The sequence below is a fragment of the Prevotella sp. oral taxon 475 genome, assembly GCF_018127805.1.
In the GTDB taxonomy this organism is placed as follows: Bacteria; Bacteroidota; Bacteroidia; order Bacteroidales; family Bacteroidaceae; genus Prevotella.
Map to the genome: position 1 here is coordinate 2,202,230 of NZ_CP072334.1, position 14,613 is coordinate 2,216,842.

A 14,613-nucleotide genomic window follows, 5' to 3' on the forward strand; every position below is an offset into this window, starting at 1 on the left:
CTATTATAGGCAATCATTTGCCTCGTCTATTCATGCAGTCTTGCTTGTATCAATATGCCAAAGAACTCATGCGATATATACACATCGCAAAGTGGAGAATAACGGATTCGAACCGTTGACCTCTTGCATGCCATGCAAGCGCTCTAGCCAACTGAGCTAATCCCCCTAAACAGGGTTATCCGAAAAGTCCGAATACATTTCCTACATACACATTATTAATGTATAACAGTATCCTATCAGGTAATTTTCTTCAAGAATATTATTCTATAATGACATTTAAATCATTCACCCTCCATCGATACACATTATTTATAATAGTGTTTTTAAGATCCTCCTCTACCTCATATTATTCATATGAATGAGCTGTCTTACAGTCTTCACATCACCCTATCGAGTCAGATGTAGTCCCAGGCAGACTTGAACTGCCGACCTCCACATTATCAGTGTGGCGCTCTAACCAACTGAGCTATAGGACTCAGGAGGCTTAACAAAATCTATAACCTAAAGACTCTGAGGAACCTATCGGGAAAGAAAGACAATAGTAGAGGCACAAGAGCTAAGAACAAACAAAACCCAAAACCATCTCAAAAAAGATGAAGGTAAGCCCATCCAGAAAGGAGGTGTTCCAGCCGCACCTTCCGGTACGGCTACCTTGTTACGACTTAGCCCCAATCACCGGTTTCACCCTAGGCCGACCCTTGCGGTCACGGACTTCAGGCGCCCCCGGCTTTCATGGCTTGACGGGCGGTGTGTACAAGGCCCGGGAACGTATTCACCGCGCCATGGCTGATGCGCGATTACTAGCGAATCCAGCTTCGTGGGGTCGGGTTGCAGACCCCAGTCCGAACTGAGGCGCGCTTTCAGGATTAGATGCTACTCACATAACACCAACTCGCTGTACGCGCCATTGTAACACGTGTGTAGCCCCGGACGTAAGGGCCGTGCTGATTTGACGTCATCCCCGCCTTCCTCACACCTTGCGGCGGCAGTATCTACAGAGTGCCCGGCATTACCCGATGGCAACTATAAAAAGGGGTTGCGCTCGTTATGGCACTTAAGCCGACACCTCACGGCACGAGCTGACGACAACCATGCAGCACCTCCGCAGCAGTCCCGAAGGACCTCATCATCTCTGAATCGTTCCGCTGCAGTTCAAGCCCGGGTAAGGTTCCTCGCGTATCATCGAATTAAACCACATGTTCCTCCGCTTGTGCGGGCCCCCGTCAATTCCTTTGAGTTTCACCGTTGCCGGCGTACTCCCCAGGTGGGATGCTTAACGTTTTCACTTGGTCACTGATATAAAAATACCAACAACGAGCATCCATCGTTTACCGCGTGGACTACCAGGGTATCTAATCCTGTTCGATACCCACGCTTTCGAGCATCAGCGTCAGTTAAGCTGCAGTAAGCTGCCTTCGCAATCGGAGTTCTTCGTGATATCTAAGCATTTCACCGCTACACCACGAATTCCGCCTACCTTCAGCATACTCAAGCCCCCCAGTTCGCGCTGCAAGTCAGATGTTGAGCAACTGAATTTCACAACACGCTTAAAAGGCCGCCTACGCTCCCTTTAAACCCAATAAATCCGGATAACGCCCGGACCTTCCGTATTACCGCGGCTGCTGGCACGGAATTAGCCGGTCCTTATTCATGCAATACCTGCAATAACCCACACGTAGGCTAATTTATTCTTGCATAAAAGCAGTTTACAACCCATAGGGCCGTCGTCCTGCACGCTACTTGGCTGGTTCAGGCTTACGCCCATTGACCAATATTCCTCACTGCTGCCTCCCGTAGGAGTCTGGACCGTGTCTCAGTTCCAGTGTGGGGGACCTTCCTCTCAGAACCCCTACCGATCGATGTCTTGGTGGGCCGTTACCCCGCCAACTAACTAATCGGACGCATCCCCATCTATTACCGCAAAACCTTTAGTCTACTGCTGATGCCAATCGAAGACCACATACGGTATTAGTCCGACTTTCGCCGGGTTATCCCGTGGTAATAGGTAGGTTGGATACGCGTTACTCACCCGTGCGCCGGTCGCCATCATCGGTTGCAAGCAACCAACATGCTGCCCCGCGACTTGCATGTGTTAAGCCTGTAGCTAGCGTTCATCCTGAGCCAGGATCAAACTCTCCATTGTAAAAATGACGTTCGCATTTAAAATGCATTTCCCGATTGGACTATACCTATAAAACAATAGAAAGCCTTACAGCTCACATCGCTTTATTAAAAGATGCTATCAAGCACCCAGGTCTCATCGTCCATATAAAGTAACGCCCAAAAAGGCGTCACCCGCTCTTGTACTACTACTGTCTATCAATACTTTCAATGAACTCTTTTCAATACGCTCCCAAAGCTAAAAAATAACCCGAAAGCGGATGCAAAGGTAAAACAAAAAACAACCACACACAAGAAAACACAAAGAAAATATTTTATAACTATCTATGTTTTTATAATTATTTACAACACAAGACCAAAAGAACAACATACACCTTATATATATTATACAACCAAAAGAAGAACATGAAAAATCAATCAACGCCGATTCAGCAACCAGCAAACCACACAATCCATGAAAGTCGATAATTGTTCATCGACCATCCTCACATGAAAAGATATCGCATCAGCCCTCATCCATCCGTCACAAAACGCCCTTAAAACCCGCCATGTAGCCTCCTCACCATCAACCATTTACAAAACCTACCCTCATCTCTTAGCTTTTACACCTCAAAAGATAAGAAAACGACAGGCAAAAGATAAGAAACCAAACGGCAAAAGATAAGAGATGGAGGTTCGAAAGATCAATTTTGCATCCCGATCTCTTTTTCTTTTATTAAACAGGAGAAGTTTTCTGTTAAGATAAAAGAAGCATTCTACTATAGTAAAAATGAGTTGAACTAAAATAAAAGGAGAATTTAGCTAAAATAAAAAGAGATTTTCACTTCAAACAAAACGAGGATTTGAAGGTAGGAGAAATGGGAGAGCATGTTAAAAGAGAGGAGTTGGTGTATTAAAGAACATTAAGGAGTTGGACTTTGAAATCAACTTTATCCACCTTTGCAGCAACAAAAAAGAATGCTTCCGTTTAGTCTAACAGACAAAACTAAGTTTGTTTGAGCTTTGGCGTGACAAGAATACGCACTTTTAGGATGCAAAAAGATGTGTTTTCTGCTCGGAGAGACGGTCTTTTGAGGAACAAAAAAGAATTGATATGAGAAGAATGATTGGCGTGTTGGTGCTGTTTGGCGTGGCATCGATGACATGGGGAAAAGGAGGTATCACCGGTAACGGACTAAGGATGCCTCTGCTTTTTGGCAACGGTATGGTGGTGATGCGGAACGAACCTTTCCAAGTTTACGGAACGGCAAACGCCTTACAGCAAGTGTTTATCGAGATCAACGAACAGAAGCGGCAGACACCGACGAAGAATAACGGGCGAGGAGAACGGGCGACGACCCAACAGAACAAACGAATAGCGGTCGAGCCGGGCGGGCGGAAGCAGTGGGTGCGAGCCGACCGGAACGGCCATTGGGCGGTAGAATTTCCGCCCTTAGAAGTGGGAAAGACGTATGTGCTCACGGTGACGGCGGGGCAGCAGAGGCAGCAATTCAGGGAGATTGTGGCCGGCGAGGTGTGGATTTGTTCGGGGCAATCGAACATGGCGTTTCCGCTTTCGCAGGATGCCGATGGACGGGCCATGCTGGAGCAATCGGCCGACAGTCTTTTGCGTTTTTTCCATCTCACGCCGCGCTGGGAGACCAACGATGTGACATGGAGCGAGACGGTGCTCGATTCGGTAGACCGTGGACTTTACTTCGCCACCGAGGGTTGGCAAAAGAGTTCGCCACAGACGGCAGGTAGGGTATCGGCCGTGGCCTATTATTTCGGAAGAATGCTGCGCGACAGTTTGCACGTGCCCGTTGCGCTGGTGATGAACGCCGTGGGCGGGAGCACCACCGAGGCGTGGATCGACCATGCGACGTTGGCAAACGGATTTCCCCAGTTGCTCGACGATTGGGCCGACCGGCATCTTCTCGTGATGGACTGGGTGACAGCCCGCCTACGCAAGAACACCGAGCGCAGCACTCATCCTCAGCCCCGTCATCCCTACGCCCCGTCTTACCTTTATGAGACGGGCATCGAGCCATTGGAGAAATTTCCGATAAGCGGTGTGATTTGGTATCAAGGCGAGTCGAACGCGCACAACATCGAGGTGCACGAGCGACTCTTTCCGCTGCTCGTCTACTCGTGGCGCGCCCACTGGAACCGCCCTCGTCTGCCTTTTCTCTTCGTGCAGCTCTCCAGCCTCAACCGCGCCACGTGGCCGGCGTTTCGCGACAGTCAGCGTCGGCTTTCCCGCGAAATTCCCTTCACGGCGATGGCGGTGAGCAGCGACGTGGGCGACTCGCTCGACGTGCATCCCCGGCAGAAACGCCCTGTAGGCCAACGTCTGGCCCGGCTGGCTCTGCACGACGTCTACGGATGCAAGCAGATGACGCCCGCCGGACCGATGGTTGAACGGGCTGTGAGAGACGAGCGAGGCGTGACCGTCTTCTTCCACTGGGCCGACAGCCTGCACACCTCCGATGGCTGTCCGCTACGCACGTTCGAATTGGCCGGCGAAGACGGAGTGTTTCATCCTGCCCAGGCCATCCTGCGTGGGTCCACCATCTGGGTACATGCACCCGAAGTGCCGCGCCCGATGTGGGTGCGATATGGCTGGCAACCCTTCACACGAGCCAATCTGGTGAACAAAGACGGTCTGCCCACCTCCACTTTTCAGATGGGCGTAGAGCTCTGAACGGCCTCTGCCTTCGAATCATCCTCAAAGGCAGAGGCCTTCTCGTTGCAAGAGCCATTGCTTGCGTTCCAGGCCACCGGCATAGCCCGTCAGGCTCCCATGGGCGCCCACTACGCGGTGGCAAGGCACGATGATGGCCACCGGATTGCGTCCTACGGCCTGCCCCACGGCTTGCGCAGAAATAGTTTTCATGTTTCGTTCCGCGGCCAGTTGCCGAGCCAATTCGCCGTAGCTGACGGTAGAGCCATAGGGAATAGCTTGCAGCAACTGCCACACGCGGCATTGGAACGGCGTTCCGTGCAAGCGAAGTGGCGGAAGAACGCCTGGGCACTCGCCCCGGAAGTATCGATCGAGCCAAATGCGGGTCTGGGAGAAGATGGGCAAGTGCGGCTGGAGACGAGACGTAGGAGGAAAGCATTCGTTGTCTGTCGGATCTTCGAACAACAGGTGAGTGAGTGCAGTTCCGTCGCTCATCAGGTGAAGCATTCCGAGAGGAGAAGGATAAAGATCGTTAACATTCATTTTTTTCTTACCTTAATAATATGGCCTACAAAACTACATCACTTTTCAGAATCGCATCGGTTTTTTGCCTTTAAAAATGATCCTTTCTTTTGATCACCCTCCAATTTAACTCTAAAAATGCCGCAGTTTAGGAGGCAAAAACTTTTTTCATGCACAAAATGCCGCAGTTTGGGACTCAAAAAAGTTTTTCATGCACAAAAGGTCGCCTTTTTGGGCTTAAAAAATCTTTTCTGATAGCATGCTCAAGAAAACAGGGGGCTGATAGGGGAAGATGTTGTTGAAGAAATATTCGCAGATGGAAAGATACCTAAAAGGGAGGATTTTTGTTTTACGGTCGCATTTGTGACTGATGGGAAATGGGAGAGAACTGTAATTTTGGCGACCAATTGTAAGAAAGATGATGTCGTTTTTTTCGTCTTGCCCCCCAAAAGGAAAATGCTACAGACTGAAGCGTCTGGCGTTGCTGGCAGTGAGTGTGGCGGTCTGCGCGCAGGCGCAAGGGACCGACTCGCTGGTCGTGGCTCGACGAATGGCAACGGATAGCACGGCACGGCAGACACGGCCCATCCTCCTGCGCGAGGTACAGGTGTATGGACAGCTGCGGCTCACAACACCGACGGCGGCGCAGGCTGCGGGCGAACTGCGGAGAATCGCCGGTAGTACGTCGTTGGTGGAGATGAGACCCGACGTTGGGCGACTCTCTACGCTCAAGGAGGCCCTGAGGATGCAGCCGGGCGTGATCATTCAGGAGTTTTTCGGACTGAACGATCAGCCTCGACTCAACATTCGTGGATCGGGCATACAGAGCAATCCGCAGCGACGGGGCGTGTATCTGTTGCAGGATGGGATTCCGGTGAACTTCGCCGATGGGTCGTATGTCATCGGTGTGCTCGACCCGATGACGGCCCAATACGTCGAGGTGCTCAAGGGAGCCAATGCGCTCAACTTCGGCGCCAGCACGCTGGGGGGCGGCATCAACTTCGTGTCGGCCACGGGGACGGAAGACGGTCGGCGGGGGGCTGCACGACTCAAGGTCGAGGGCGGGAGCTATGGATTCCGCTCGGTGGCGGCTTCGGCAGGAAAGAAATGGGGGCGATGGGATGCGCATGCCGATGCTTCGTATAGCGGACAGGAGGGCTTTCGGAGGTATAACCGGAACGACCGCGTGAGTCTGTCGGTGAACATCGGCAACATCAACGAACGGGGAACGGTGGAGCATCGCACGTATGGGGCTTTTACGTATTTGAAGTTTCAGTTCCCCGGTCCGCTCAATCTACAGCAGGTGATGGAGAATCCTCGAGAGGTGAGCGCAGGTGTAGACTTGCCTTTCTCGATGGGACCGGACGTGCTGCGCGACCGACCACGACGACGAACGCGGATGTGGCGACTGGCACACCGATCGGGCGTGAGGCTCGGGCCGCAATCGAACGTGGTGCTCTCGGCTTATTATCAATCTGCCGACGACCAATTTGTGTTTCCTATTACTATCTCTATCCCGCATTCGCTGCACAACGATGGCGGTGTGACGCTGAGCTATCGACTCGCTACGGGGCGGCATCGCATCCGGGGCGGTGTGCTGGCTTCGTATGGAAAGATCGACCGGCGAACGTATATCAACCGCGACGGACGGGAAAGCTTGGTGTTTGCCCACGATGACTTGCGGGCGAAGAATCTGACGCTTTTTGCCGAGGAGGATCTGAGGTTGACACGGGGCCTGAATGTGGTGGCGGATGTGCACTGGGTGTACAACGAACGCAACAGTAGGGATGTTTTTCCGGAGGGAGATTTGCGGCCGTGGTTCAGTCAGATGACAGGCAAATACCGCTATTTCTACTCGCAGAACATCTCGCTGCGTCAGCGATGGCGGGCTTTCAATCCGCGGTTGGGCGTAGTGGGGACGCTCGATTCGAGGGGAGAGGTGCGACTGTTTGGTAATGTGAGCAGGAGCTATGAGCCGCCTACGTTCGACGAACTGGTGGGCACGGAGGTGGGTCCGAACATCCATACGAGTCCGAAACGACTCTTCGCCATCGAACTGGAGAAGCAAACGGCTACGACGGTGGAGGTGGGCTCGACGGGTAGAAGCGGCAGATGGTCGTGGAATGTGGCGGGCTATTGTTCGTGGGTGCAGAACGAACTGCTCGAGGTGAAGGATTATGTGCGCGGCATCAAACGCACCGAGAATTATCCCCACACACTGCATCAGGGCGTGGAGGCGGGCGTGAACGTTACGATTTTCGACCGTCCGTGGGGATGGAATGCGGGCCGGCTCACGCTGGGCGGGGTGTATAACTACAGTCGGTTCCGATTCAGCGGCGGGCGATATGCTGGCAAACAGTTGGCGGGCATTCCCCGTCACTTCGCCACCGCAACGGCAGACTATGAACATCCGTGCGGTGCAAGCGTGTCGGCCTCGGTGGAATGGAAACCCGGAGAAACGCCTATCGATCACACAAACACGCTCTTTCAACCGGCTTATTCGGTGTGGAACCTGCGGGCGACCTATCGACTCAACGCGCATCTGAGCTTCTATGCCGAGTTGAAGAATGTGGCGGATCGGCGATATGCCTCAAGCTATATCATCAGCGACGAGATTCATCATCCGCCCATGCCTTTCCCCAACTTCACGGCTCGGCAGATGACGTTCTTTATTCCGGGTCAGCCGCGGTGTGTGTTCGGGGGATTGACGTGGAAGATATAAGACAGGATGAACTCTTTTCACTCCTAAAATTAAAAAACTAACAACAATGACCGAAAAGAAAATGAACATGGAGCAAGGCCACTGGGTGCTTGCCAAGTTAGGAAAACGCGTGTTGCGGCCGGGCGGACAAGAGCTCACGAACCGGATGCTGGAGGCTATGAACATCACAGAGACCGACGATGTGGTGGAGTTTGCTCCGGGATTGGGCTACACGGCTCGACTCACCGTGGCGCGGAAGCCGCATTCGTACACCGCCGTCGAGCTGAACGAGGAAGCCGCCGAACGCGTTCGGAAGAACGTGAGCTATCCCGCGATGAAGCTCGTCGTGGCCAATGCCGCTCAAACGGGTCTGCCCGACGCCTGCGCCACGAAAGTATACGGCGAGGCGATGCTCACCATGCAGAGCGCACCGCAGAAGAATGCTATCATCAAAGAGGCGGCCCGACTGCTCCAACCGGGCGGACTCTATGGCATTCACGAGATCGGCATCTATCCAGACGAGGTCTCGTCGGAGGTGAAACGCGCCATCGAGAAAGATCTGGCCATGGGCATCAAGACCAATGTGCGCCCACTCACACTTCACGATTGGCAGCAAGTGCTGCAGGAGAACGGTTTCGAGGTGATGCAGGTGATCCAAAATCCGATGCACCTCTTGGAGTGGCGGCGCGTGGTGGCCGACGAAGGATGGGGCGGACTGCTGCGCATTCTCTGTCGACTGCTGCGTCATCCCTGGGCACGGCGGCGCGTATTGGAGATGCGTTCCATCTTTCGCAAGCACGAGCGTCACATCAACGCCATCTCGATCGTGGCGCGCAAACGGGGCGAGGGAGCCAAGAAGGAAGAACGATGAGCCAACTGTTGCAGGCATGGCAGATGGTGATGATCACGGCGAGTCTGCTGCTGACGGTCTCGTGTGGCGAAGATCTGCGTTCGCCCGACTACGATCGAGCCGATCAGCTTCTGCCCCGCCGCCGGGAATACACCGACTCCGACCTCCACACCCGTCCGTTGGCCGAGGAGATGGCTGGCGTGTTCGATTCGCGTCTGTCGATGATCTACTACGACGCCCAACGCACAACGCCGCAGCTCTACTTCACCGCCGGACAACAAGATGTGCTCCTGAGCGTGAACCGCAACGGCTCCATTCATCTCCACATCGACCGATTCCACACCCAGTTCATGCCACTCCACCTCACCGTCGACATTGATGTGCTGCTCGAAGCCGCCGCCACCGACACCATTCGCCTATCCGGTCATGACGGAAAGGTGAGAACCGACGACGGCGGAAAGACCATCGGGCTGCCTCTTCCCGAAAGCGACGACGCCCAGCTCACGGGCTTCTATCTCCGCTCCAGTAGGCAACTGCACGTCCTCGTCGATCTCATGCTCCCCATCCCCATGAAGATGCGGTGCGAAGGGAGTCGGCCATAGGAATCGTTCAACACAGTAACCGTTTTTGATGAGAACGAAACAAAAACAGCAACACGGTCGTCGTTTTCGCCAGAACGGGCAAAAGACAAGCCTCCCCGTCCATCATTCTCGGCAGAATGGGAGACAGATGGGCCTTCTCTGTCACTGTTTTTGGTAGAGAAAGAGAAAAACAAACTTTCCCAACATCGGGAAATCCTAAAAATAACAACATCAATTCAACCCGTATATCGGGATTATCAAAAAGAAAATGAAAGCAATCACAACCCCCAAGGCATGGCTCGTAGCAATGCTGCTCGTGCTGTGCGCAGGCGCATTCACCGCCTGTTCGAATGACGACAACCACACTTCCGCCGACGCCACCCAGCTCATGGGTCTCTACGACGTCACCATCACGCCCTCCATCGGTCAGCAAAAGATGGCCCAGGGCTCTCACACGCTCTACGCCGAACTCACCGTCGAGGGTCGGCATCGCCTGCGGATACACTGGGAAAAGTTCAATGCGCCGATGTTTGGAAAGGACGGTCAACTGAGCACCACGCAACGAATGCCCTTCGACATGACCGTAGACCTCGTTCTCGAACTGCAAAAGAACAACGACGGCGAGGTGACAATGCAATCGGTGAGCGGTCGATTCAAAGCCGAGCCTCATGCCGGCACGCCCGTAGACCCATCGAAACTGCCGGGCGGCATCGCCATTCCCAATCCGAAAGGTTTTGAAACCGATCGCGCCACTGCCACTGGACGCTACAAAGACGGGCGGCTCTGGCTCAGCGTTTCGCCTCAGATTCTGCCCATTACTATTATCGTAGAGGGCACAAAGAAACGGAATTAGTACGCCTCGGACCCGTCGGACGGAAACAAGCCTGAAAGCCTTTGCACGACGACGACTTGCCCACGGCGATGCAAAAGCTAAGCTTTCGCACCCCGATCTCTTAGCTTTCGCAAGTCAAAAGCTCAACTTTTGCAAGTCGTTTTCTTAGCTTTTGCGCAGCCTTCGCTCGACGCGCTGAAAATCAACGATCCATTCATCAAAATAATCCTTTTTAAAAACAACATGCAAACCCTACACAACCCTCCCCTCGGCCATCGCCATTGGCCGCTTGCTTTGCTGCTGGGCCTGTTGCTCTTAGGCTGGAGCGGCTGCACCACCACCGAGCTCGACGAGAACGAACGGGCCTTGGTGGCCAAACAACAGCTCACCGAGAAGTTCGATCAACTCTTTGAACAGGCTTTCACCGACCCCGAGAATGCCGACAAAGCTTTCCAAGAACTCACCTTCAACGATCTTATCTCGGGCGACAAAAATCTGCTGGCCGACCAAGAAGTGCGCGTCTTCCAAACCTTCGTCAGCGTGGCCGTGAGACTCAATCGCGACCTGCGCACCTTGAAAGAGAAGATGGCCCGCGGCACGCTCTTCGACAGCTACATCGCTCGCAACGAAGTGATGATGGCGGCGCGCAGCACTCTTTACGAACTACCCTACCGTGTGCGTAGCGGTAAGAAATATGAACGCGTGCGGCAACTCGTGGCCGAGATGGACGCACAAAGCCGGAAAATCATCGACGACAGACGCGCAGCTCTGCCTCCTGCTCCTGCCGAACTCACGGGCACGGAGTGGTTCTGGCGGCTCCCTCTCACGCAGGATCTGGAGCTGACTATGCCCGACCTGCTCGCAGGAGCTTACAAAGGACTGAAGGATGTGCAGTTCGACTTCATCCTCCAACCCGACTATACGATGAACACCAAGCGGTTCTTCCTGCTGCCGTCTCAATCGGATGGACTGGAGGTATACGACGCAGGCGGCGACTGGAGTCCTGAAAAGGCCGAAGAACCGACCCTGCGCTATGCCGTGTACGACGGGAAAATCTTCTTCCGCATTCCCCTCAAAAACAACGCAGATATGGTGACCGGAAAGGGCGGAGTGGAACGGGAATGGTACTATGAGTTCAGCTATCGCAAAGTGGGCAACAAGCTTATCCTGTCGCAACCGCGCATCGGCAACTTCATTGTGATGATACAAGTCGTTACCAACAGCGACACCGAGAACTTCAGAAACAATTATCCCGTACAGTTCCAAGAAATCACCCTAACACCCAAACCATGAGACTTTCACACCTATCGGCTCGCATCGCGCCTGCTATGTTCGTAGCCCTGCTGCTGGCATCGTGCATCGGACGCGAGTTCGACGACAACGATCTCTATCGCCATGCACAGGCCACAGAGATGGCGGCAGACAACGGCAGACTGCTCTCCAAAATCTTTATCCTCGACGAGAGCAAGGCCTATGTGTGGTTCGACGTGAACAACGAGGTGGCCAACTTCTCCAAACCCGAACTCGTTCTGCCCTTGGAGGAGAACAGCGTGCGCAGCACTCGCCGCATCCCTCTGCGCGGTCTTCTCTACGAATACCGAGCTGAGACGGGCGAACTCACCTTCAAGCGCATTCCTGCCAGATTCGTTCAGATGGGCAGCGAGACGCTCTCTATCACCTTTTTTCTCCATCAAACCGAGGGAACGGGGGCTCTTCTGCCCGGCGGCAAAACGCTGCCCGGAACGAAGAAGGCCTTCAAGTTGGAACTCAAACGCGCCGTCATCGATGGCGACGGGCAGGCCTTGGAGATAGGTCGGAAGGTGTATCGCGGCGGTCGTTCGTACAAATTGCTGCCCTTTACGGCTCAACTCACCCTGATTAACTGATACTGCGATGAAGAATCTATCCTTCATACTATGGTTAGCCCTCTGGGTGGACCCGACGAAAGTTCTCGCACAGACTTCTGTTGCAGATACCACTCGCACGCATAAGATAAAAGAGGTGGTGGTGAAGGCCGACCGCCGACAAAAGAAAATCGGAGCCATCGTGCAGTCGGCCGAGCAACTACGTGTAGAAATGCCTGCCGATATGAACGATCTCGTGCGCTATATGCCCTCGGTGGGCGTGTCGATTTCGGGTTCACGCGGCGGCATGCGCGGTTTCGCTATCCGAGGGGTCGAGGCCAATCGGGTGGCTGTCAGCATCGACGGAATCCTGCAACCCGAGATTCAAGACAATGTAGTGTTCAGCTCGTATGGCCTTTCCAACGCCTCACGAATCGACTTCGACCCTTACTTTGCCTCGTCGGTAGAGATACAACGAGGGGCCAACTCGTTTGTATCGGGTACGGGTGCACTGGGCGGAACAGTAAACTATACCACCAAAGAGGCCCGCGACCTCATCGGCGAAGGTCGGCATTGGGGTGCGTTCGGGCATGTGGGTTATAACGGAAAAGAAAATCTGCGTACCTATCTCCTGGGTGGAGCCGTGCGCTGGAAAGGCCTCGAGGCTCTCTTGATGGGAGCTCGGCGCGATGGAAATCAGCTTCGCAACTTCGGCTACGGCAAGCTCACACGCAATGTCACCTCTACACAGGTAGACCCGATGACCTTCCATCAGCTGGCCTGGCTGGGCAAACTGACTTATCAACCCAATGACCGCCACCGGCTGGACTTCACGTTCTATGCGATGAACAGGAAGACTGATGCCGAGATTTGGACGCTCGAACCCATCGATGCTTTCACAGCCGACGGCAAGCCTTACTACTATTCGCACGACCAATCGCTATGTCGGTCTTACTCGTTTTCTTATCGATGGTTGCCCGCAAAGGGGATTGTTCGTAAGTTGACGGCGAAGTTGCATCATCAGGAATCTTTCCTCGATGCCAGCACCTGGACGGAGTATTACCGTCCCAACTTCGACCTTGTGAACAGCGACATGACACTGCTCTACGAGGGAAAACGCGACAAATATCGCGGACAAGACACACACGACGGTTTCGCTCGGTTGAGTCTGGACAGTCGGGTGTTCGACCTCGGCCTCGCCGGTCGGCATCTCTTCAACTTCACAGCCCTCTCCATGCTGCGCAAAAACACCACACGCAACGTGGATGTAGAGAATCCTGTGGCGGCAGATCCTATCTATGGTTACACCGTTCGTATGGGCAGAGTGTATCACCTGGGCGAGGCGATGGGCACTTTTGCACAAGCCTACTCGTTCCTGAACCCCATTCGCCGACTCAACATCGGAGCGGCTGTGATGGACGATATCAGCTTCGGACGCAAACTAACGGTGAAACTCGGAGCACGATACGACTTCTTCCGCACCACAGACGATGCCGGAGATAACGCTCGAAGCCGCGGATACATCGACTATCTGCTGCAAAACGTGCAGGGGGCAGCTATGGATTTCTCGCCCATCCGCAACACCGAACGGGGCGTTTCGTTCCTGGCCATCGCCTCGTATGCCCACAGCGAGTGGCTCAACGCATCGTATAAGTTCTCTACCGGCTTCCGCGTGCCCAACACGGAGGAGAAGTTTTTCCAGTATTATAGCACGTGGCCATCGTTCGTCGTACTGGCCAACAGAGACCTGAAGCCCGAGAAATCCTACAACCACGAACTGGAACTGACGGGCCGAGGCAGCGGTCTGGGCTATATGCTGAGCCTATATTACAACCAATATTCCGACTTTATTGAGCTGAAACAAGGGGTGCTCACCGTGAACGAACCGCTGATGCAGCACCCGAAGCGGCTGGCTTATGTGAAGAATGTCAACCGCGAGTCGGCTCATCTCAAAGGCTTCGATGCTGCGGTGCAGGTATATCCGAGCGAATGGATAGACGGATTGCGCGGACTAATGGTGTCTTCCGCCTTCAGTTATGCCGATGGCAAATCGTCGTCGGGCATGAGTATGCTGGGCATTCAGCCTCTCACGGGCAACGTCGGACTGGAATATACGGGGAAGAACGCTCGCTGGCAGGTGAATGCGAAGATGAATCTCTACTTTGCCAAGCCCGTGGCGCAAACTACGTTCTGGGACCGAGACGCATCGGGAAGAGACCTCATTCGTCGCTATCCGGCCTCGTTGATGGAGAATGCTTACATCTTCGACCTCTTCGGTTACTATAAGTTCGGTCGGCACATCACACTGCGTGCCGGGGTGTACAACCTTTTCAACACACGCTATCACCGGTGGGACGACCTGCGACAACTCACCAATCCGGCTCTGCTCTCCAACATCAACCTCTTCTTTCAAGACGGACGTAAATCGCTAAGTCGCTTTACTCGCCCCAAGCGATATGCTTCGGTGGCACTCGAAATAAAAATTTAAACCTACTCCAAA

At 53.7% G+C, this 14,613-nt stretch carries 9 protein-coding genes, 2 tRNA genes and 1 rRNA gene; 8 read left to right on the forward strand and 4 right to left on the reverse strand.

The features are described from left to right. Positions 1 to 92: 92 nt before the first annotated feature. From J5A66_RS08730 to J5A66_RS08740, 3 genes are all read right to left on the reverse strand, one after another. Positions 93 to 166 (reverse strand) — tRNA-Ala (locus tag J5A66_RS08730). Positions 167 to 402: 236 nt separating this feature from the next. Next, positions 403 to 476 (reverse strand) — tRNA-Ile (locus J5A66_RS08735). Positions 477 to 613: 137 nt separating this feature from the next. Next, a 16S ribosomal RNA gene (locus J5A66_RS08740) occupies positions 614 to 2,143 on the reverse strand. Positions 2,144 to 3,214: 1,071 nt separating this feature from the next. On the opposite strand from J5A66_RS08740, the gene J5A66_RS08745 reads away from it, so the two are divergent. Then, positions 3,215 to 4,804 carry a sialate O-acetylesterase gene (locus J5A66_RS08745; protein WP_211790241.1) on the forward strand — a complete coding sequence of 530 codons (1,590 nt, stop codon included), beginning with the start codon at positions 3,215 to 3,217 and terminating at the stop codon, positions 4,802 to 4,804. Between the two features lie 24 nt (positions 4,805 to 4,828). Here J5A66_RS08745 and J5A66_RS08750 read toward each other — a convergent pair whose 3' ends face one another. Further along, positions 4,829 to 5,326: a methylated-DNA--[protein]-cysteine S-methyltransferase gene (locus tag J5A66_RS08750; RefSeq protein ID WP_211790242.1), complete on the reverse strand. Its 498-nt coding sequence runs from the start codon at positions 5,324 to 5,326 to the stop codon at positions 4,829 to 4,831. Positions 5,327 to 5,723: 397 nt separating this feature from the next. Between J5A66_RS08750 and J5A66_RS08755 the strand changes: the two genes are divergently transcribed. From J5A66_RS08755 to J5A66_RS08785, 7 genes are all read left to right on the forward strand, one after another. Further along, positions 5,724 to 8,027: a TonB-dependent receptor family protein gene (locus J5A66_RS08755; protein ID WP_371742855.1), complete on the forward strand. Its 2,304-nt coding sequence runs from the start codon at positions 5,724 to 5,726 to the stop codon at positions 8,025 to 8,027. Between the two features lie 46 nt (positions 8,028 to 8,073). Then, positions 8,074 to 8,877 (forward strand): class I SAM-dependent methyltransferase, encoded by an 804-nt coding sequence (locus J5A66_RS08760; RefSeq protein ID WP_211790243.1) that lies wholly within the window; start codon positions 8,074 to 8,076, stop codon positions 8,875 to 8,877. Further along, positions 8,874 to 9,458: a hypothetical protein gene (locus J5A66_RS08765; protein WP_211790244.1), complete on the forward strand. Its 585-nt coding sequence runs from the start codon at positions 8,874 to 8,876 to the stop codon at positions 9,456 to 9,458. The genes J5A66_RS08760 and J5A66_RS08765 overlap by 4 nt, the downstream gene beginning before the upstream one ends. A gap of 247 nt (positions 9,459 to 9,705) precedes the next feature. Beyond that, positions 9,706 to 10,290: a hypothetical protein gene (locus J5A66_RS08770; protein WP_249109959.1), complete on the forward strand. Its 585-nt coding sequence runs from the start codon at positions 9,706 to 9,708 to the stop codon at positions 10,288 to 10,290. A gap of 222 nt (positions 10,291 to 10,512) precedes the next feature. Continuing rightward, positions 10,513 to 11,562: a hypothetical protein gene (locus J5A66_RS08775; RefSeq protein ID WP_211790245.1), complete on the forward strand. Its 1,050-nt coding sequence runs from the start codon at positions 10,513 to 10,515 to the stop codon at positions 11,560 to 11,562. Continuing rightward, the gene (locus J5A66_RS08780) at positions 11,559 to 12,155 is read left to right on the forward strand and encodes a hypothetical protein (protein WP_249109960.1); all 597 of its coding nucleotides are present in this window, start codon (positions 11,559 to 11,561) and stop codon (positions 12,153 to 12,155) included. Before J5A66_RS08775 ends, J5A66_RS08780 begins: the two co-directional genes overlap by 4 nt. 7 nt (positions 12,156 to 12,162) lie before the next feature. Beyond that, positions 12,163 to 14,601 (forward strand): TonB-dependent hemoglobin/transferrin/lactoferrin family receptor, encoded by a 2,439-nt coding sequence (locus J5A66_RS08785; RefSeq protein WP_211790246.1) that lies wholly within the window; start codon positions 12,163 to 12,165, stop codon positions 14,599 to 14,601. Positions 14,602 to 14,613: the final 12 nt, after the last annotated feature.

What these genes read in the sequence shown, in the direction of transcription:
- J5A66_RS08745 (WP_211790241.1), top strand. Translation starts at nt 3,215, where the DNA reads ATGAGAAGAATGATTGGCGTGTTGGTGCTGTTTGGCGTGGCATCGATG.
- J5A66_RS08750 (WP_211790242.1), bottom strand. Translation starts at nt 5,326, where the DNA reads ATGAATGTTAACGATCTTTATCCTTCTCCTCTCGGAATGCTTCACCTG.
- J5A66_RS08755 (WP_371742855.1), top strand. Translation starts at nt 5,724, where the DNA reads ATGATGTCGTTTTTTTCGTCTTGCCCCCCAAAAGGAAAATGCTACAGA.
- J5A66_RS08760 (WP_211790243.1), top strand. Translation starts at nt 8,074, where the DNA reads ATGACCGAAAAGAAAATGAACATGGAGCAAGGCCACTGGGTGCTTGCC.
- J5A66_RS08765 (WP_211790244.1), top strand. Translation starts at nt 8,874, where the DNA reads ATGAGCCAACTGTTGCAGGCATGGCAGATGGTGATGATCACGGCGAGT.
- J5A66_RS08770 (WP_249109959.1), top strand. Translation starts at nt 9,706, where the DNA reads ATGAAAGCAATCACAACCCCCAAGGCATGGCTCGTAGCAATGCTGCTC.
- J5A66_RS08775 (WP_211790245.1), top strand. Translation starts at nt 10,513, where the DNA reads ATGCAAACCCTACACAACCCTCCCCTCGGCCATCGCCATTGGCCGCTT.
- J5A66_RS08780 (WP_249109960.1), top strand. Translation starts at nt 11,559, where the DNA reads ATGAGACTTTCACACCTATCGGCTCGCATCGCGCCTGCTATGTTCGTA.
- J5A66_RS08785 (WP_211790246.1), top strand. Translation starts at nt 12,163, where the DNA reads ATGAAGAATCTATCCTTCATACTATGGTTAGCCCTCTGGGTGGACCCG.